Consider the following 17,201-nt stretch of genomic DNA (forward strand, 5'->3'; position numbering starts at 1 on the left):
ATTCCTTTGAGCGAGTGTTAGACCGCGCCAGCCTTAAGAGCCGGCGCAGTAAGTTGTACGATTATAGAGTGCTGAACAGCGGAAAAATCCCCATCAGCAAAGCGGCGACCATTATGCACAGGCACACCAGCACCGCCCACTTGAGGGTGAAGCGCTGGTGATCGCCAAATTCGATACCCGCCAGGGCTACCAGCAAGTAGGTCGATGGAACCAGTGGGCTCAACAAGTGCACAGGCTGGCCAACGATCGAGGCGCGGGCCATTTCCACGGCAGTGATGCCGTAGTGGCTGGCGGCTTCGGCCAGTACCGGCAGAACGCCGTAGTAGAAGGCATCGTTGGACATGAAGAAGGTAAACGGCATGCTCACCAGCGCGGTGATCACGGCCAGATAAGGCCCCAGCGCGTCAGGGATGACGGCCAGCAGGCTCTTGGACATGGCATCGACCATGCCGGTACCGGACAGGATGCCGGTGAAGATACCGGCGGCGAAGATCAGGCCGGTGACCGCCAGGACGCTGCCGGCATGGGCGGCGATCCGGTCTTTCTGCATCTGCAGGCACGGGTAGTTGACGATCATCGCGATACTGAAGGCCACCATGAACAGTACCGGCAGTGGCAACAGGCCGGCGATCAAGGTGCACATCAGGGCGAAGGTCAGTGCGCCGTTGAACCAGATCAGTTTCGGACGGCGGGCGTCCGGGTATTGCGAGACGCTGATTTCGCTGTGGTCGATTTCATCGCCTTGCAGGTGCAACTCGCCCAGGCGTGCCCGTTCGCGCTTGCCGTACATATAGGCAATCACCAGGATGGCGACGACGCCGGCGGCCATGGCTGGAATCATCGGTACGAAAATATCCGATGGGTCCACGTGCAATGCACTGGCGGCGCGGGCGGTCGGGCCACCCCATGGGGTCATGTTCATCACCCCACCGGTGAGGATGATCAGGCCGGCCATGATCCGCGGGCTCATGCCGATGCGCTGGTACAGCGGCAGCATGGCGGCCACGCAGATCATGTAGGTGGTGGCGCCGTCTCCGTCCAGTGATACCACCAGGGCCAGCACGGCGGTGCCGACCGAGACCTTCAGCGGGTCGCCCTTGACCAGCTTGAGGATCTTGCGCACGGCCGGGTCGAACAGGCCGGAGTCGATCATCAAGGCGAAATAGAGGATGGCAAACATCAGCATTACGCCGGTCGGCGCAAGCTTGGTGATGCCCGCGAGCATCATCGGGCCGATCTGCGGGGCAAAGCCGCCGAACAGCGCGAACAGGATCGGTACGATGATCAGGGCGATCAGCGCAGACAGGCGCTTGGTCATGATCAGGAACATGAACGTGATGACCATGGCAAAGCCAAGGAAAGTCAGCATAGGAATACTCCAGGCGTAGCGCGGCTAGGGAATGGCGAACCGGTTGGGTCAGCGCAGAACGAAAGGCACGAGGCGTACGGGTGGAGTCGGGGCAAACAGGCGGGTACGAGCGGACATCGGGAATCACCATTGTTGTTGTTAACAACCGGTCTGTTGCCGGTAGTGGTGGGCGATCCTAGTCCCGGAAGCTTTCAGCCAGCTTTCGCTTGAGAAACGGGCTACGTTGAATGGACGACTGGTCCTGTGTGAAATAAGGATGTGGGAGACAGAGCATGCATGAGCAACACCAAGGCGGCTGCCATTGCGGGCGGGTGCGTTATCAGTTCAGCGGGGCGTTGGTGGATATTGCCCACTGCCACTGTTCGATTTGCCGACGGGTCAGCGGCGGCTTGGTGACGACCTGGATCACCCTGCCCCGTTCCGCGTTCGCCTGGGTGGCGGGAACGCCGGCGCAGTACGAATCTTCGCCGACATGCGTGCGGTATTTCTGTTCTAACTGTGGGGCGCATTTGGCGCTGGTAACGCAACTGAGTGCCGAGAGTATCGATGTGACCATCGCAACCCTGGATCACCCGGAGCTGGCCCCGGCAGATCGGCACATCTGGGTAGAGAGCCGATTGCCGTGGTTACACCTGGATGAGCAACTACCGGAAGAAGCCGGAGAAGCGCTCTAGGGCAGTTCGAACCCGCCGGAGGCCTTGTGCAGTGCGCGCAAGTGCTCGCCTAGCTGCTTGAGGTTGGCTTCACATGCGGCAATCTCCGCCGCGCGGGCCGGTTCCAGCAGCGCCCTCACCTCTTTGTCCAGATCGCCGGTCAGCGACTGCAACTGCTTCTGGCGCGCGGCGCTCTCTGATTCCAGGCGTTTGGATTCTGTTGGTTGTGGCAAGCCGTAACCGCTGGTGCCCAGCAGCTCTGCCGGGCGACTGAGGAAGCCACTGTTGGCGAGGATCTGCTGCAACGTCGCGTTGGCCTTTTCCATGCCGCCGTTCTTCAGCTCGCGGGCGCCAAGGTAGCGTTGCTTGACTTCATCCTGGGCCAGCATGAGCTGCTTGCGGAAGCTCGCCTGTTCCAGCAGCAACAAGGCGGCGCTGGCGCGCAGGTCGGCTTCGGCGAACCATGGGCGGCGCTCTTCGGCACTCAGTGACAACCAATCCTCCACTTCAGCCTGTTTGATCGGCAGGCGCTTTTTCAACACCTCGAACATCGCCTGGTAGCGCTCGCGGAAGGAGTCGAAGTGATAGCCGAGGCGCAGCGCGCGTTTTTTGTCGTCCAGTACACTGGTATCGGCCAGGCCTCGGCCCTTGAGGACTTCCAGCAGGCCATTGGGCGTGATGTTGTCCAGGCCGGTCAGCTGCGGGTTGGCGCTGCCGCTGCGTAACAGTTTCAGGCTCTCGACTGCGCAGTTGTTGGAGATGAAGAAGTAGTTGCCGTCGTAGCTCCAGTGCATTTCGGCGGCGTGTTCGACGGTATCGTTGATCTCCTGGCGCGTGAGCTTCAACGGCACCGACGCCAGGCCGCGCAGCTCGGTCTTGGTGTACTCGTCAATGACCTGAGACAGCGGCAGCACGAACAGCCGCGACGGGTATTTGCCGATCAGGCCGTCCCAGCTCGACAGTTGTACGTCACCGACAAACGCGCGGTAGGACAACACCAGGTGCTGGTCCAGGTCCAGGCGGCAGTCCGGGCCCCGTGGCCGGCCGGGGGCGCAGATCACCAGGCGCAGCATGCTGTGGCCCCAGCGACTCACGAGGTTCTGGTTGGCTTCGGCCAGCAGGTAGTCGATTTCGTAGACCCGCTCGGGGTCGACCTGGCCCAGTGGAGTCTTGGCGAAGTCGTTGCCGGCGTTGAGGAAGGCGTAGGTTTTGGCACAGGTGTCCTTGGCGGGCGGCGCCCAGCCAAAGTGTTCCTTGTAATAGCGGTACAGCGAAGGCCGGCGGCAGGCATAGCTCGGGTCGAGGAGGAAGTACTCCATGTTGACGGCGACGAATTCCAGCGGGCTGGTGGTTTCGTAGATGTCCGGGCTGCGGGCGACCTGATGGTTGTTCTGTTCACGTTCGCCGCGACGGCCGACGTATTGCGGCCACCCGGCGAGGTCCAGCAGGCGTGGGTCATCGCTGAGGGTAAAGCGGCGGTCGTTCTGGCCCCGGCATTGATCGGGCAGGCCGATCAGGCCGGTGATGTTGTTCTGGCGGCTGCAACGCTGGATCAGCTTGCGGTCGGCGCTGGACCACAGGCGGGCACGGTCATAGATGTGGGTCAGTTCATGCAGCACGGTGGCGAGCATTTCCCGGCGCACGGTGCCGTGGGGGCGATTGGTTTTTTGCGTCGCGGCACTGCCGTCGGTAAGGCTTTCCAGCAAGTTGCTGTTGAGGTCCAGTTCGGACACCAGCGAAGCCTGGCCGTAGGCGTTCTCGGGCATCTTGTCGGTCCAGCCGACGTCGATGGTCCGGTCCAGTTGCTCGATGAAGCGCGGCGGCAACGCCTGCATCGCTTCATCCAGCAATGCCTGGCTCGCCTGCTGCTGGGCCGGGCTCAAGCCATCGGTCTTGAGCCGCAGTTGCAGGGCGGCCTGAGCCGCGCTGGCGCCCAGCAGCAAGGTGCCGGCCAGTAGCCAGGCGGCAATGCGCCTCACAGAGAGAGGATAGCTTCGGCGAGGACCTGGTCGCTGGCGTCGCGGGCTTCCGGCACGCGGGTTCGCAGGGTGTCGAAGGCGGCTTCCAGTTGAGCGCCACGAATCTCGCCATTGCTGGCGACGAAACTGGCGGCATCGTCGTGGGCTTCGCGTACGACTTTGGAGTCGCGGATGGACGTGGTGGTGTCCGAGGTGAAATCGATGGTACGGGCCGAGGCTCGGACGATGATGTTACTGGTGGCCTTCAGGGTTTGTGCCTGGGCAACACCGGCCAACAACAGCAGGCCGAGAGCGGCGGCGATCAGCGGGCTACGCATGGAATGACTCCGAAATACAAAGATGATTATTGGACGAGAATTGCTTGCGCCAGTTCAAGGTCACTGGCGTTAAGTTTTGGCTGGGTATGGCGCAGATAATCCAGCGCTGATTCCAGTCGGGCTCCCCGCCATTGGCCGTCAGTGGCAATGAAAGCGGCAGCGTCATCCTGGGCGGCCAGTATCAGTTTATGGTCGAACGGTGCGGAGGTCACTTTGCTGGTGGCATACGCACTGACAACGAGGCTCTGGGTGGAAAGGTCAAAGGCCGGAGCTTGCGTGGACCAGCAGGTGCAAAACACTACGGGAGCGATCAACAGGCGGTATGAAAAAGCCATGGGACTCGACAACTGAAAACGAGCGCCAAGGCTAGCGCAATGCCCGGGCGAGAGCCAGCGCGGAGGGTTCGGGGAGCGCCTGGCGCCCCCTTTATCCCACCTGCGGTCAGATGGCCAGGATCGCCTGGGCCAGCTGCGCGTCAGTCGCAGTATTCAGTTGTGGAGCCTGTTGGCGGATCTGGGCCAGGGCGCTTTCCAGTTTTACGCCACGGATGGCGCCTTCGCTGGCAACGAAGCTGGCGGCGTCGTCACGGGCGGCACGTACGACCTTGTTGTCACGCAGGGAGGAAGTGGCATCGGAGGTGGCGTCTGAGGTGGCTTTCAGTGCGCCGACGATCGAATCCGTGGTCACGATCAGGCTGGAGGCGTTGGCATTGGCAGCCAGGGCCAGCAGGGCTGCAGCGCTCAGCAGGTGAAGACGGGACATGGGGTGACTCCTGTAAATGAACGAAAGGGTGGCACAAAGCTACTGCTTGAGCAGCGAGACCATGGGCATCAGACGCCCGTTCTACAGGGTTCGCCACGTGGTAGCCGGATATTAGCCGCCGCTTATCTGTTCGGATAGCTTCCTGCGGTGATTACTCGCGCCAGAACGATTTGGCCAGCTCAGATGCCCGGTCGCCGTGACTGATACCCGCATCGGACAATTCCCGCGGATCCAGTTGAGCCAGCAGCCTGCGTGTGCGGGCCCGTTGCCCCCAGCAGACGAGTGCTGCAGCGGTGCGCTTGAGTAGCGGTATCAACCGAGGGTGTTGCTGGTTTTTGGTATTCATGACGCGCGCCTTTCATGAGGTCCTGGAACACCATCTTGGGCTGGAGGGTGCTACCGGTACAGATACACGCGGGTTAAATTGTACTGCTTAATTGTTATGTTTTTTAAACTGTATCGGTCTGTAGAAAGCCGACTGTTTTCGCCATTGAAAATCCAAACCCCATAAACAACAAAACCCGCCGCCGGTTACCCGGGGCGGGTTCTGCTTTAACAATTCGGAGTGCTGGCGGTGGACCCGGTGGGTCAGGGCCAGCGGACGCTAATTAGCGCCAGAACGGCTTGCTCAGCTCTTCGTAGCGTTGTGCTTCGCTGATACCGGCGTCAGCCAGCAGACGCGAATCCAGACGAGCCAGTTGATGGCGGCTGGAGATGCGGCGCTGCCACAACATCAGGTTGGCGAGAACGCGCAGAGGCAGGGAAGCCTGGGTGTTTACAGCTTTTTCTTCGAAGAACAGATCGGAACTGAGTGTACGTTCCATGATGACATCCTTCCGCTTGTGGCGGGATTAGGTAGTGGTTTAACTGGTGCCAATGATCCTCCTCCCGCGCAAGACTCTCTAGATACAGTTCACCTGTATTGTGAGGGGCCAGTTAACTGTTTATAGGGGCTGTACTGTACGAAATTGGGGCAACTGTACCTGTCGGCACTTTTATGGTGCGTTTTAGGCGTTTATGGAGTTCGAGGTAGGATATTTCAGTAGGAAATGACCGGTACAGCAGTACAGTTTTTTATAAAAGTTGGGCTCGGAAGCTCGGGCTGATGAAACTGTGTTTGCATCAGCCCGAATCTGTATCAATCACGCCTTCAGCATATTCCCGGTTTCTTCCAGGTTGATGTGCCAACTCAGTGCTTCTCGCAGGATATGCGGGGTGTGCCCGCCCAGCACACAGGCTTGGGTGAAGTAGGTGTTCAGGGCATCGCGGTACGCCGGGTGCACACAGTTGTCGATGATGACCCGAGCCCGCTCCCGCGGCGCCAGGCCCCGCAGGTCCGCCAGGCCGACCTCGGTCACGAGGATGTCGACGTCATGCTCGGTATGGTCCACATGGCTGACCATTGGCACCACGCTGGAAATCGCGCCGGCCTTGGCAATCGACTTGGTGACAAAGATCGCCAGGTGCGCGTTGCGCGCAAAGTCGCCCGAGCCGCCAATTCCGTTCATCATCCGGGTGCCGCAGACGTGGGTGGAGTTGACGTTGCCATAGATGTCGAACTCCAGCGCGGTGTTAATGCCGATGATGCCCAGGCGCCGCACCACTTCCGGGTGATTGGAGATTTCCTGGGGCCGCAGCACCAATTTGTCTTTGTAGCGCTCCAGGTTGCCGAACACGTCGGCGTTGCGCCGTTCCGACAATGTGATCGAACTGCCTGAGGCAAAGCTCAGCTTGCCTGCGTCGATCAGGTCGAATGTGGAATCCTGGAGGACTTCCGAATACATCGTCAGGTCTTCGAAGGGCGACTCGATCAAACCGCACATCACCGCATTGGCAATGTTGCCGATGCCTGCCTGCAGCGGGCCGAGCTTGTTGGTCATGCGTCCGGCGTCGACTTCTTCTTTAAGGAAGTTGATCAGGTGATTGGCGATCGACTGGGTGTCGCTGTCGGGCGGCGTCACGGTGGAGGCCGAATCCGCCTGATTGGTGATGACGATCGCGACGATCTTTTCCGGCGGAATCGGAATCGCGGTGCTGCCGATACGGTCGTCCACGGCCACCAGCGGAATTGGCGTGCGGGTCGGGCGATAGCTCGGGATATAGATGTCGTGCAGGCCTTCCAGGTTCGGGTTATGCGCCATGTTGATCTCGACGATCACCTGCTTGGCGAAAATCGCGAAACTGGCAGAGTTGCCCACGGAAGTGGTTGGCACAATGTGGCCTTGCTCGGTGATCGCTACGGCTTCGATCACCGCGATGTCCGGTAGCTTGAGCTGATTGTTGCGCAGCTGCTCGACGGTTTCCGACAAATGCTGGTCGATAAACATCACCTCGCCGGCGTTGATCGCCTTGCGCAGGGTGCTATCTACCTGGAATGGCATGCGTCGCGACAGTACACCGGCTTCGGTCAGTTGCTTGTCCAGGTCGTTGCCCAGGCTGGCGCCGGTCATCAGGGTAATTTTCAGCGGTGATGTCTTGGCGCGTTCGGCCAAGGCGTGGGGCACGGCCTTGGCTTCACCGGCGCGGGTGAAGCCGCTCATGCCGACGGTCATGCCGTCCTGGATCAGTGCGGCAGCGTCAGCCGCGCTCATGACCTTGTTCAACAACGAAGGCAAGCGGATACGATCACGGTACATGGATTGTTATCTCGGGCTACGGAAGCAAGATGCGCAGTCTAGTGATTTCAAAAAATTTCGTCCCGCTACCATGGTCGAATGCCAGGCAGCGATTTAGAGCCTTTTGTCGGTTTTTACCGGCAATAAAAAACCCCAGCCTACTAAAGGCCAGGGTTTTGGGTATTGCGCTGGCGCAGTGTTTATTCGACGGCCTTGACCATGTCTTCGATGACCTTCTTGGCGTCGCCGAAGACCATCATGGTCTTGTCCAGGTAGAACAGTTCGTTGTCCAGGCCGGCATAGCCGCTGGCCATCGAGCGCTTGTTGACGATGATGGTCTTGGCCTTGAACGCTTCGAGGATCGGCATGCCCGCGATGGGCGACTTGGGATCGTTCTTGGCGGCCGGGTTGACCACGTCGTTGGCGCCTAGCACCAGCACCACGTCGGCCTGGCCGAACTCGGAGTTGATGTCTTCCATCTCGAACACCTGGTCGTAAGGCACTTCTGCCTCGGCCAGCAATACGTTCATGTGACCAGGCATACGGCCTGCAACCGGGTGGATCGCGTACTTCACGGTCACGCCGCGGTGGGTCAGCTTCTCGGTCAGCTCTTTCAGCGCATGTTGTGCCCGTGCCACCGCCAGGCCGTAGCCCGGTACGATGATTACGGTATCGGCGTTGGTCAGCAGGAAGGTTGCATCGTCAGCCGAGCCGGATTTCACCGGGCGCGCTTCTTTCGAGCCGGCCGGGCCGGCGGCGTCTGCCGTGTTGCCGAAACCGCCGAGCAGTACATTAAAGAAGGAGCGGTTCATCGCCTTGCACATGATGTACGACAGGATCGCACCGCTTGAACCCACCAGCGAACCGGCGATGATCAGCATCGAGTTGTTCAGCGAGAAGCCGATCCCCGCCGCAGCCCAGCCGGAGTAGCTGTTGAGCATCGAGACGACCACCGGCATGTCGGCGCCGCCAATCGGGATAATGATCAGCACGCCCAGCACGAACGCCAGGGCCAGCATCAATGCGAAGGCGCTGAGGTTGCCGGTGAACATGAAGGCCAGGCCCAGGCCCAGCGTCAACAGCCCCAGCACCAGGTTCAGCTTGTGCTGACCGCCGAACTGTACTGGTGCGCCCTGAAACAGGCGGAACTTGTACTTACCCGACAGCTTGCCGAAGGCGATGACCGAGCCGGAGAACGTAATTGCACCGATGGCTGCACCGAGGAACAACTCCAGGCGGTTACCGGCGGGGATCGAATCCCCCAGGTGTTTCACGATACCCAGCGACTGTGGTTCCACGACTGCGGCGATGGCGATAAACACTGCAGCCAGGCCGATCATGCTGTGCATGAACGCCACCAGCTCCGGCATCTTGGTCATTTCCACGCGCTTGGCCATGATCGAGCCGGCGGTGCCGCCGACCAGCAGGCCAACGATGACGTAGCCAATTCCGGCAGTGGCCAGCTCGGCGCCGAGCTTATAGATGAGGCCCACGGTGGTGAGCACTGCCAGCGCCATGCCGAGCATGCCGAACAGGTTGCCGCGCCGGGACGTCGTCGGGTGTGACAGGCCTTTAAGGGCCTGGATAAAGCAGATCGACGCGATCAGGTAGAGCGTCGTGACCAGATTCATGCTCATGACGATGGCGCCTCTTCTTTTGCTTTCGGGGCTTTCTTCTTGAACATCTCAAGCATCCTGCGGGTAACCAGGAAGCCACCGAACACGTTGACCGCCGCGAGGGCTACGGCCAGGGTGCCCATGGTCTTGCCCAGTGGTGTCACGGTGAGTGCGGCTGCCAGCATGGCGCCGACGATCACGATCGCCGAAATTGCGTTGGTCACGGCCATCAGCGGGGTGTGCAGGGCCGGGGTGACGTTCCAGACCACGTGATAACCGACATAAATCGCCAGCACGAAGATGATCAGGTTGTAGATACCGGGGGAAATAAGCTCTTCCATCGTCTGAATCCCTGCTTAGGCGTTTTTGCGGATGACTTGGCCGTCGCGGCACATCAGGCACGCGGCGACGATGTCGTCTTCGAGGTTGATTTCAAACTGCCCTTCCTTGGTGAAGACCAGCTTCAGGAAGTCCAGCAGGTTGCGTGCGTACAGCGCCGAGGCATCGGCGGCGACGGCGCCGGCCAGGTTGGTCGGGCCGCAGATGGTCACACCGTTTTCCACGACCACCTGGTCTGCCACGGTCAGCGGGCAGTTGCCGCCCTGGGCTGCGGCGAGGTCGATGACCACCGAGCCTGGCTTCATCTGAGCGACGGTCTCGGCGCTGAGCAGGGTCGGTGCCTTGCGGCCCGGAATCAGTGCGGTGGTGATGACGATGTCGGCTTGCTTGGCACGTTCATGCACGGCCAGGGCCTGGCGCTGCATCCAGCTTGTTGGCATTGGGCGCGCGTAACCGCCCACGCCAACCGCGCATTCACGTTCTTCATCAGTTTCGTATGGCACGTCGACGAACTTGGCGCCCAGGGATTCGATCTGTTCCTTTACCGCCGGACGCACGTCGGACGCTTCGATGACCGCACCCAGGCGTTTCGCGGTAGCGATCGCCTGCAGCCCTGCTACACCAGCTCCAAGAATCAGCACGCGAGCGGCTTTCACCGTACCGGCGGCGGTCATCAGCATTGGCATGAAGCGTGGGTAGTGATGGGCGGCGAGCAGTACAGCCTTGTAGCCGGCAATGTTTGCCTGGGAAGAAAGCACATCCAGGCTCTGCGCGCGGGAGGTGCGCGGCGCGGCCTCAAGGGCAAAGGCCGTGATGCCATGCTCGGCCAGTCGGGTGATGGTTTCGTTGCTGAACGGATTGAGCATGCCCACCAGCACTGCACCGCTTTTGATCAGCGTCAGTTCGCTGTCATTGGGGGCGACTACCTTGAGGATCAGCTCGGCGCCGAATGCATCACTGGCGTTGCCAATGGTTGCGCCTGCCGCTTCATAGGCACTGTCGACGACACTGGCATTGATGCCTGCCCCGCTTTGCACAGTGACCTTGTGGCCCTGGCCGATCAGCTTCTTGATGGTTTCCGGGGTGGCAGCCACCCGCGTTTCACCGGTCTGGGTTTCGAGAGGAACACCAATGTGCACGTCAAATCTCCTGCATGATCTTTTTGCTTTGATTTTTGTAAAAGGCCAGTGCGCCACGACAGGCGAATCTGGGCGGCCGATCAGCACGATCCCGCTGAAATACAGCGGGGCGCGGCATTTTGCAGGCGAACTTTACGGCCTTCAAGAGATTATGACGGGTGACGAAAAATTAACTACAAGTCACCCCGTGACCGATTGTCGCAATGGATAGATTAAAGTCGTTTAAATACAGGAGATTAAAGAGTTTTTACCGAAATATCAGCGCATCTCCATCGCCGACGTGAATGCTTGGGCATCGCTGCAATTTTATGGCTACAGGCCAATACCTACATGGCTTAAAGGCCATTTCAGGGTCAAAAGATGCGGTCTTCTAAATTGCGACATATATATACATATGTAGGTATTTTATTTTGTTGACTACAAAGTTAATAAATTGACGAAGACCCTTTAGATATTGGGGTTGTAACGATGCGACTGATCAATCAGCCAGTCTCTGAACGCATGCAGAGAAGCTGATTCGACCTTTCTCTCGGGAATCATCAGGTAGTAAGCCTTTGAGCTCGCCAGTACCTGAGGGCTGGCAATCACCAAGTGCCCATCGCTCAGTTCCCTTTGAATAAGGAACGGCGGTATCAGTGCAATGCCCATATCGTGCATGGCTGCCTGGGACAACATGGAGAATAGCTCGTAACGCGGGCCTGTCATGTCGCGGGGTATGTCCAGCTGTTGCGCGTTGAACCACTGGCGCCAGGCATAGGGTCGAGTGGTTTGTTGCAGCAGGGGCAGTTCGGCGATTTCGTGTGCAGTGAAGTGCGTGCGACCGTCCAGCAAGCGCGGGCTGCATACCGGGAGCGGGTTTTCTCCCATCAGTTTGTGGGATTCGGTACCGGACCAGTCGGCATCGCCAAAGTAGATTGCCGCGTCGAATTCGGTATCGGCGAACAGGAAAGGCCGTGTGCGGTTGGTCAGGTTGACGGTGACTTCGGGATGCTGGTGCTGAAAGTCCTTGAGGCGTGGGATCAGCCATTGGGTGCCGAACGTCGGGACCACCGCCAGTTCAATAACGTTGGTGCCCTGCTGTCCCATGATCGAAAGGGTGTCGCGTTCCACGGCGTCAAGTTGCGTAGCCACCCGGCGACTGTAGGAAAGCCCTGCTTCTGTCAGTTTCACGCCCCGGCGCGAGCGTCGAAACAGCTCGACACTTAAAAACTCCTCAAGACTGGCGATTTGTCGGCAGATTGCGCCCTGGGTGATCGAAAGCTCCTGTGCCGCCTTGGTAAAGCTCTCGTGGCGGGCTGCAGCCTCGAAACTGACCAGCGCCGTGGTGCTGGGAATTTTTCTGCGCATGTACCGTGACCTCACAAGTAAAGAGCATCTATGCCGCTTTTGAATGTTACGGAGTGAGAAATTAGCACAAGGCTATGCAAAATCCTCGTTTGCCCTCCTCGCCTGCCCGGCCTAGGCTCCATGCACGACTTTTGATTTACTTCGCGAGGACTCACTCATGGGCGGTAAGGCAAGCTTCAACTGGATCGATCCACTGCTGCTGGATTCACAGCTCACCGAAGAAGAACGCATGGTGCGCGACAGTGCCGAACAGTTCGCCCAGGACAAGCTGGCGCCCCGTGTTCTCGAAGCCTTCCGCCATGAAAAGACTGACCCTGCGATCTTCCGCGAAATGGGTGAGACCGGCCTGCTGGGGGCGATGATTCCAGAGCAGTACGGTGGCAGTGGATTGAACTACGTCAGCTATGGCCTGATCGCTCGTGAAGTAGAGCGTGTGGACTCTGGCTACCGTTCGATGATGAGTGTGCAGTCCTCACTGGTGATGGTGCCTATCAATGAATTCGGTACCGAAGCGCAAAAGCAGAAATACCTGCCGAAGCTGGCCTCTGGTGAATGGATTGGCTGCTTTGGCCTGACCGAGCCTAACCATGGTTCCGACCCGGGCGCGATGATTACCCGCGCGCGCAAAGTGGATGGCGGCTACAGCCTCACTGGCAGCAAGATGTGGATTACCAACAGCCCGATTGCGGATGTGTTCGTGGTGTGGGGCAAGGACGATGCGGGCGACATTCGCGGCTTCGTGCTGGAAAAGGGTTGGAAAGGCCTGAGTGCTCCGGCGATCCATGGCAAGGTCGGATTACGCGCCTCGATCACCGGTGAAATCGTCATGGATAACGTGTTTGTTCCTGAAGAGAACATCTTCCCGGATGTGCGTGGCCTGAAAGGACCGTTCACTTGCCTTAACTCGGCACGCTACGGGATCTCGTGGGGTGCCTTGGGGGCCGCGGAGTTCTGCTGGCATACCGCGCGTCAGTACACCCTTGATCGCCAGCAGTTCGGGCGGCCTTTGGCGGCTACTCAACTGATCCAGAAGAAGCTCGCAGACATGCAGACTGAAATCACCCTGGCGCTGCAAGGATGCCTGCGGTTGGGTCGTATGAAGGATGAGGGCACTGCGGCTGTGGAAATCACCTCGATCATGAAGCGTAACTCGTGTGGCAAGTCGCTCGACATTGCCCGGATGGCGCGTGACATGCTCGGTGGTAACGGCATCTCGGATGAGTTCGGCATTGCCCGCCACCTGGTCAACCTTGAAGTGGTGAATACCTATGAGGGTACTCACGACGTGCATGCATTGATCCTGGGGCGAGCGCAAACCGGTATTCAGGCGTTCTATTAATAGGAGAACGACCATGGGCGCGCTTTCGCACCTGCGGGTACTGGATTTGTCGCGAGTGCTGGCGGGCCCTTGGGCCGGGCAGATACTTGCAGACCTTGGCGCTGAAGTGATCAAGGTCGAGCGGCCCGGGAATGGCGACGACACTCGTGCCTGGGGGCCACCCTTCCTCAAGGATGCGTATGGGGAAAACACCACTGAGGCGGCGTATTACCTGTCTGCCAATCGCAACAAGGAATCGGTGACGATCGACTTCACGCGGCCGGAGGGCCAGAAGCTGGTGCGTGACCTGGCGGCGAAGTCCGACATTCTGATCGAGAACTTCAAGGTAGGCGGCTTGGCGGCCTATGGGTTGGACTATGAGTCGCTCAAGGAGATCAATCCGGAGTTGATCTACTGCTCGATTACCGGGTTTGGTCAAACCGGGCCCTATGCGACGCGGGCGGGCTACGACTTCATGATCCAGGGGCTTGGCGGGCTGATGAGCCTGACTGGCCGCCCGGAGGGTGAAGACGGCGCCGGACCGGTTAAGGTTGGCGTGGCGCTGACGGATATTCTTACGGGGCTTTACTCGACAGTTGCGATCCTGGCGGCCATGGCTCACCGGGATCATGATGGTGGCGGCCAGCATATCGATATGGCGTTGCTGGATGTGCAGGTGGCTTGTCTGGCTAATCAGGCGATGAACTACCTGACGACGGGCGTCTCTCCAAAGCGCCTGGGTAACGCTCATCCGAATATCGTTCCCTATCAGGATTTTCCTACGGCGGATGGCGACTTCATTCTTACTGTGGGTAATGATGGGCAGTTCCGCAAATTTGCCGAAGTGGCTGGGCAGCCCCAGTGGGCGGATGATCCTAGGTTTGCAACTAATAAGCTGCGAGTGGCCAACAGGGCGGTGCTGATTCCGTTGATCCGTCAGGCTACCGTGTTCAAGAGCACGGCTGAATGGGTAGCTCAGCTGGAGCGAGTAGGTGTGCCTTGCGGCCCGATCAATGACCTGGCGCAGGTGTTTGCCGATCCTCAGGTAAAAGCGCGCGGGTTGGCGATGCAGTTGCCTCATGCGTTGGCTGGTACTGTGCCCCAGGTGGCAAGTCCTATGCGCCTGTCCAAGACGCCTGTTGAATACCGCAGCGCACCTCCGCTGTTGGGTGAGCATACCTATCAGGTGCTGCAGCAAGTGCTGGGTTTGACGCCAGCGAATGTGTCGGCTTTGAGGGAGGCCGGGGTCATCTGAAGCTTCTCTTCTATATAGAGGGTTGTTGAGGCTCTCTATATAGAGGGAAGTTGGTCGGTTTTTAGCCAGAAATGCCTATTTGATAGAAAAGCTGAATTAAGGGTTGACGGCAGATTCTGGAAGTCTATAATTCGCCCCACTTCCGGCGCAGTCGAAACGGAAAACTCCTTGGTAAACAAAGAGTTATGTAGGTTTCGACAGCGAGCTGCTTCAGATCATCGAAGTCCAGAAGGAGTTAGTAAGGCAGTGTTGTTTGGCCCTATTAACGGTTCGATCTTCTCGGTCGAAAGCGGAGAAAAAGAGGTGTTGACAGCAGCGTGTAACGCTGTAGAATTCGCCTCCCGCTAACGAGAGATCGGAAGCGCAAGTGGTTGAAGTTACAAAGGAAACTTTGAAAACTTCTGAAAATAATCACTTGACAGCAAATGAGGCTGCTGTAGAATGCGCGCCTCGGTTGAGACGAAAGATCTTAACCAACCGCTCTTTAACAACTGAATCAAGCAATTCGTGTGGGTGCTTGTGGAGTCAGACTGATAGTCAACAAGATTATCAGCATCACAAGTTACTCCGCGAGAAATCAAAGATGTAACCAACGATTGCTGAGCCAAGTTTAGGGTTTCTTAAAAACCCAAAGATGTTTGAACTGAAGAGTTTGATCATGGCTCAGATTGAACGCTGGCGGCAGGCCTAACACATGCAAGTCGAGCGGTAGAGAGAAGCTTGCTTCTCTTGAGAGCGGCGGACGGGTGAGTAATGCCTAGGAATCTGCCTGGTAGTGGGGGATAACGTCCGGAAACGGACGCTAATACCGCATACGTCCTACGGGGGAAAGCAGGGGACCTTCGGGCCTTGCGCTATCAGATGAGCCTAGGTCGGATTAGCTAGTTGGTGGGGTAATGGCTCACCAAGGCGACGATCCGTAACTGGTCTGAGAGGATGATCAGTCACACTGGAACTGAGACACGGTCCAGACTCCTACGGGAGGCAGCAGTGGGGAATATTGGACAATGGGCGAAAGCCTGATCCAGCCATGCCGCGTGTGTGAAGAAGGTCTTCGGATTGTAAAGCACTTTAAGTTGGGAGGAAGGGCAGTAAATTAATACTTTGCTGTTTTGACGTTACCGACAGAATAAGCACCGGCTAACTCTGTGCCAGCAGCCGCGGTAATACAGAGGGTGCAAGCGTTAATCGGAATTACTGGGCGTAAAGCGCGCGTAGGTGGTTCGTTAAGTTGGATGTGAAATCCCCGGGCTCAACCTGGGAACTGCATTCAAAACTGACGAGCTAGAGTATGGTAGAGGGTGGTGGAATTTCCTGTGTAGCGGTGAAATGCGTAGATATAGGAAGGAACACCAGTGGCGAAGGCGACCACCTGGACTGATACTGACACTGAGGTGCGAAAGCGTGGGGAGCAAACAGGATTAGATACCCTGGTAGTCCACGCCGTAAACGATGTCAACTAGCCGTTGGGAGCCTTGAGCTCTTAGTGGCGCAGCTAACGCATTAAGTTGACCGCCTGGGGAGTACGGCCGCAAGGTTAAAACTCAAATGAATTGACGGGGGCCCGCACAAGCGGTGGAGCATGTGGTTTAATTCGAAGCAACGCGAAGAACCTTACCAGGCCTTGACATCCAATGAACTTTCTAGAGATAGATTGGTGCCTTCGGGAACATTGAGACAGGTGCTGCATGGCTGTCGTCAGCTCGTGTCGTGAGATGTTGGGTTAAGTCCCGTAACGAGCGCAACCCTTGTCCTTAGTTACCAGCACGTAATGGTGGGCACTCTAAGGAGACTGCCGGTGACAAACCGGAGGAAGGTGGGGATGACGTCAAGTCATCATGGCCCTTACGGCCTGGGCTACACACGTGCTACAATGGTCGGTACAGAGGGTTGCCAAGCCGCGAGGTGGAGCTAATCCCAGAAAACCGATCGTAGTCCGGATCGCAGTCTGCAACTCGACTGCGTGAAGTCGGAATCGCTAGTAATCGCGAATCAGAATGTCGCGGTGAATACGTTCCCGGGCCTTGTACACACCGCCCGTCACACCATGGGAGTGGGTTGCACCAGAAGTAGCTAGTCTAACCTTCGGGGGGACGGTTACCACGGTGTGATTCATGACTGGGGTGAAGTCGTAACAAGGTAGCCGTAGGGGAACCTGCGGCTGGATCACCTCCTTAATCGACGACATCAGCTGCTCCATAAGTTCCCACACGAATTGCTTGATTCATTGAAGAAGACGATAGAAGCAGCTTTAAGCTCCAAGCTGATAGCTCTTAGCTAATCAGTTACGCGCTCGAAATTGGGTCTGTAGCTCAGTTGGTTAGAGCGCACCCCTGATAAGGGTGAGGTCGGCAGTTCGAATCTGCCCAGACCCACCAATTTTGTTATGGGGCCATAGCTCAGCTGGGAGAGCGCCTGCCTTGCACGCAGGAGGTCAACGGTTCGATCCCGTTTGGCTCCACCATTAACTGTTTCTACTGTTAGAGTTTAGA

The 17,201-nt window shown here is 58.2% G+C and carries 15 protein-coding genes, 2 tRNA genes and 1 rRNA gene; 6 read left to right on the forward strand and 12 right to left on the reverse strand.

Annotation, left to right across the window (positions count from 1 at the left end; genetic code table 11):
- Positions 1-61: 61 nt before the first annotated feature.
- On the reverse strand, positions 62-1,369 hold the full coding sequence (locus tag C0058_RS00525) for a CitMHS family transporter (protein WP_102367841.1): 1,308 nt from the start codon (positions 1,367-1,369) through the stop codon (positions 62-64).
- A 272-nt stretch (positions 1,370-1,641) separates the two neighbouring features.
- On the opposite strand from C0058_RS00525, the gene C0058_RS00530 reads away from it, so the two are divergent.
- Positions 1,642-2,043 carry a GFA family protein gene (locus tag C0058_RS00530; RefSeq protein ID WP_008439652.1) on the forward strand — a complete coding sequence of 134 codons (402 nt, stop codon included), beginning with the start codon at positions 1,642-1,644 and terminating at the stop codon, positions 2,041-2,043.
- On the opposite strand, the gene C0058_RS00535 is transcribed toward C0058_RS00530, so the two are convergent.
- The 11 genes from C0058_RS00535 to C0058_RS00585 all read right to left on the reverse strand — a co-directional run bounded on the left by C0058_RS00535 (position 2,040) and on the right by C0058_RS00585 (position 12,136).
- Positions 2,040-4,001 carry a DUF4105 domain-containing protein gene (locus C0058_RS00535; RefSeq protein WP_003214762.1) on the reverse strand — a complete coding sequence of 654 codons (1,962 nt, stop codon included), beginning with the start codon at positions 3,999-4,001 and terminating at the stop codon, positions 2,040-2,042. The two genes, C0058_RS00530 and C0058_RS00535, sit on opposite strands and share 4 nt — an antisense overlap.
- A complete protein-coding gene (locus C0058_RS00540; protein WP_003214760.1) occupies positions 3,998-4,318 on the reverse strand; it encodes a DUF2388 domain-containing protein in 321 nt (106 codons plus the stop codon). The genes C0058_RS00535 and C0058_RS00540 overlap by 4 nt, the downstream gene beginning before the upstream one ends.
- 26 nt (positions 4,319-4,344) lie before the next feature.
- Positions 4,345-4,653 (reverse strand): DUF2388 domain-containing protein, encoded by a 309-nt coding sequence (locus tag C0058_RS00545; RefSeq protein ID WP_008439654.1) that lies wholly within the window; start codon positions 4,651-4,653, stop codon positions 4,345-4,347.
- Between the two features lie 106 nt (positions 4,654-4,759).
- The gene (locus tag C0058_RS00550; protein WP_008439660.1) at positions 4,760-5,080 is read right to left on the reverse strand and encodes a DUF2388 domain-containing protein; all 321 of its coding nucleotides are present in this window, start codon (positions 5,078-5,080) and stop codon (positions 4,760-4,762) included.
- Between the two features lie 151 nt (positions 5,081-5,231).
- Complete coding sequence (locus C0058_RS00555; RefSeq protein WP_102367842.1) at positions 5,232-5,426, reverse strand: DUF1127 domain-containing protein; 195 nt, start codon at positions 5,424-5,426, stop codon at positions 5,232-5,234.
- 262 nt (positions 5,427-5,688) lie between these two features.
- Positions 5,689-5,904: a DUF1127 domain-containing protein gene (locus tag C0058_RS00560; RefSeq protein ID WP_003214752.1), complete on the reverse strand. Its 216-nt coding sequence runs from the start codon at positions 5,902-5,904 to the stop codon at positions 5,689-5,691.
- A gap of 318 nt (positions 5,905-6,222) precedes the next feature.
- Positions 6,223-7,716 carry an acetyl-CoA hydrolase/transferase family protein gene (locus C0058_RS00565; protein ID WP_102367843.1) on the reverse strand — a complete coding sequence of 498 codons (1,494 nt, stop codon included), beginning with the start codon at positions 7,714-7,716 and terminating at the stop codon, positions 6,223-6,225.
- 179 nt (positions 7,717-7,895) lie between these two features.
- The gene (locus C0058_RS00570) at positions 7,896-9,332 is read right to left on the reverse strand and encodes an NAD(P)(+) transhydrogenase (Re/Si-specific) subunit beta (protein WP_003214748.1); all 1,437 of its coding nucleotides are present in this window, start codon (positions 9,330-9,332) and stop codon (positions 7,896-7,898) included.
- Positions 9,329-9,652, reverse strand: a complete 324-nt coding sequence (locus C0058_RS00575; protein WP_008439664.1) for an NAD(P) transhydrogenase subunit alpha — start codon at positions 9,650-9,652, stop codon at positions 9,329-9,331. Before C0058_RS00575 ends, C0058_RS00570 begins: the two co-directional genes overlap by 4 nt.
- Before the next feature lie 15 nt (positions 9,653-9,667).
- Positions 9,668-10,789, reverse strand: a complete 1,122-nt coding sequence (locus tag C0058_RS00580) for a Re/Si-specific NAD(P)(+) transhydrogenase subunit alpha (protein ID WP_003214747.1) — start codon at positions 10,787-10,789, stop codon at positions 9,668-9,670.
- A gap of 447 nt (positions 10,790-11,236) precedes the next feature.
- Positions 11,237-12,136, reverse strand: a complete 900-nt coding sequence (locus tag C0058_RS00585; protein ID WP_168197498.1) for a LysR family transcriptional regulator — start codon at positions 12,134-12,136, stop codon at positions 11,237-11,239.
- A 157-nt stretch (positions 12,137-12,293) separates the two neighbouring features.
- Here C0058_RS00585 and C0058_RS00590 point away from each other — a divergent pair, with 157 nt between their 5' ends.
- The 5 genes from C0058_RS00590 (at position 12,294) to C0058_RS00615 (ending at position 17,173) form a co-directional block, all read left to right on the forward strand.
- Positions 12,294-13,475, forward strand: coding sequence for an acyl-CoA dehydrogenase (locus tag C0058_RS00590; RefSeq protein ID WP_010168706.1), 1,182 nt, complete (start codon positions 12,294-12,296; stop codon positions 13,473-13,475).
- A 13-nt stretch (positions 13,476-13,488) separates the two neighbouring features.
- The gene (locus C0058_RS00595; RefSeq protein WP_102367845.1) at positions 13,489-14,709 is read left to right on the forward strand and encodes a CaiB/BaiF CoA-transferase family protein; all 1,221 of its coding nucleotides are present in this window, start codon (positions 13,489-13,491) and stop codon (positions 14,707-14,709) included.
- Positions 14,710-15,349: 640 nt separating this feature from the next.
- Positions 15,350-16,886: ribosomal RNA gene (locus tag C0058_RS00605) — 16S ribosomal RNA — on the forward strand.
- 124 nt (positions 16,887-17,010) lie between these two features.
- Positions 17,011-17,087, forward strand: a tRNA-Ile gene (locus tag C0058_RS00610).
- A 10-nt stretch (positions 17,088-17,097) separates the two neighbouring features.
- Positions 17,098-17,173, forward strand: a tRNA-Ala gene (locus tag C0058_RS00615).
- The last annotated feature ends 28 nt before the right edge of the window (positions 17,174-17,201 follow it).

The sequence above is a fragment of the Pseudomonas sp. NC02 genome (assembly GCF_002874965.1).
Lineage (GTDB): Bacteria > Pseudomonadota > Gammaproteobacteria > Pseudomonadales > Pseudomonadaceae > Aquipseudomonas.

Bases quoted from the DNA above. Each gene is read 5' to 3' on its own strand.
- C0058_RS00525 (WP_102367841.1), bottom strand. From the start codon at position 1,369: ATGCTGACTTTCCTTGGCTTTGCCATGGTCATCACGTTCATGTTCCTG.
- C0058_RS00530 (WP_008439652.1), top strand. From the start codon at position 1,642: ATGCATGAGCAACACCAAGGCGGCTGCCATTGCGGGCGGGTGCGTTAT.
- C0058_RS00540 (WP_003214760.1), bottom strand. From the start codon at position 4,318: ATGCGTAGCCCGCTGATCGCCGCCGCTCTCGGCCTGCTGTTGTTGGCC.
- C0058_RS00545 (WP_008439654.1), bottom strand. From the start codon at position 4,653: ATGGCTTTTTCATACCGCCTGTTGATCGCTCCCGTAGTGTTTTGCACC.
- C0058_RS00550 (WP_008439660.1), bottom strand. From the start codon at position 5,080: ATGTCCCGTCTTCACCTGCTGAGCGCTGCAGCCCTGCTGGCCCTGGCT.
- C0058_RS00555 (WP_102367842.1), bottom strand. From the start codon at position 5,426: ATGAATACCAAAAACCAGCAACACCCTCGGTTGATACCGCTACTCAAG.
- C0058_RS00560 (WP_003214752.1), bottom strand. From the start codon at position 5,904: ATGGAACGTACACTCAGTTCCGATCTGTTCTTCGAAGAAAAAGCTGTA.
- C0058_RS00565 (WP_102367843.1), bottom strand. From the start codon at position 7,716: ATGTACCGTGATCGTATCCGCTTGCCTTCGTTGTTGAACAAGGTCATG.
- C0058_RS00570 (WP_003214748.1), bottom strand. From the start codon at position 9,332: ATGAGCATGAATCTGGTCACGACGCTCTACCTGATCGCGTCGATCTGC.
- C0058_RS00575 (WP_008439664.1), bottom strand. From the start codon at position 9,652: ATGGAAGAGCTTATTTCCCCCGGTATCTACAACCTGATCATCTTCGTG.
- C0058_RS00585 (WP_168197498.1), bottom strand. From the start codon at position 12,136: ATGCGCAGAAAAATTCCCAGCACCACGGCGCTGGTCAGTTTCGAGGCT.
- C0058_RS00590 (WP_010168706.1), top strand. From the start codon at position 12,294: ATGGGCGGTAAGGCAAGCTTCAACTGGATCGATCCACTGCTGCTGGAT.
- C0058_RS00595 (WP_102367845.1), top strand. From the start codon at position 13,489: ATGGGCGCGCTTTCGCACCTGCGGGTACTGGATTTGTCGCGAGTGCTG.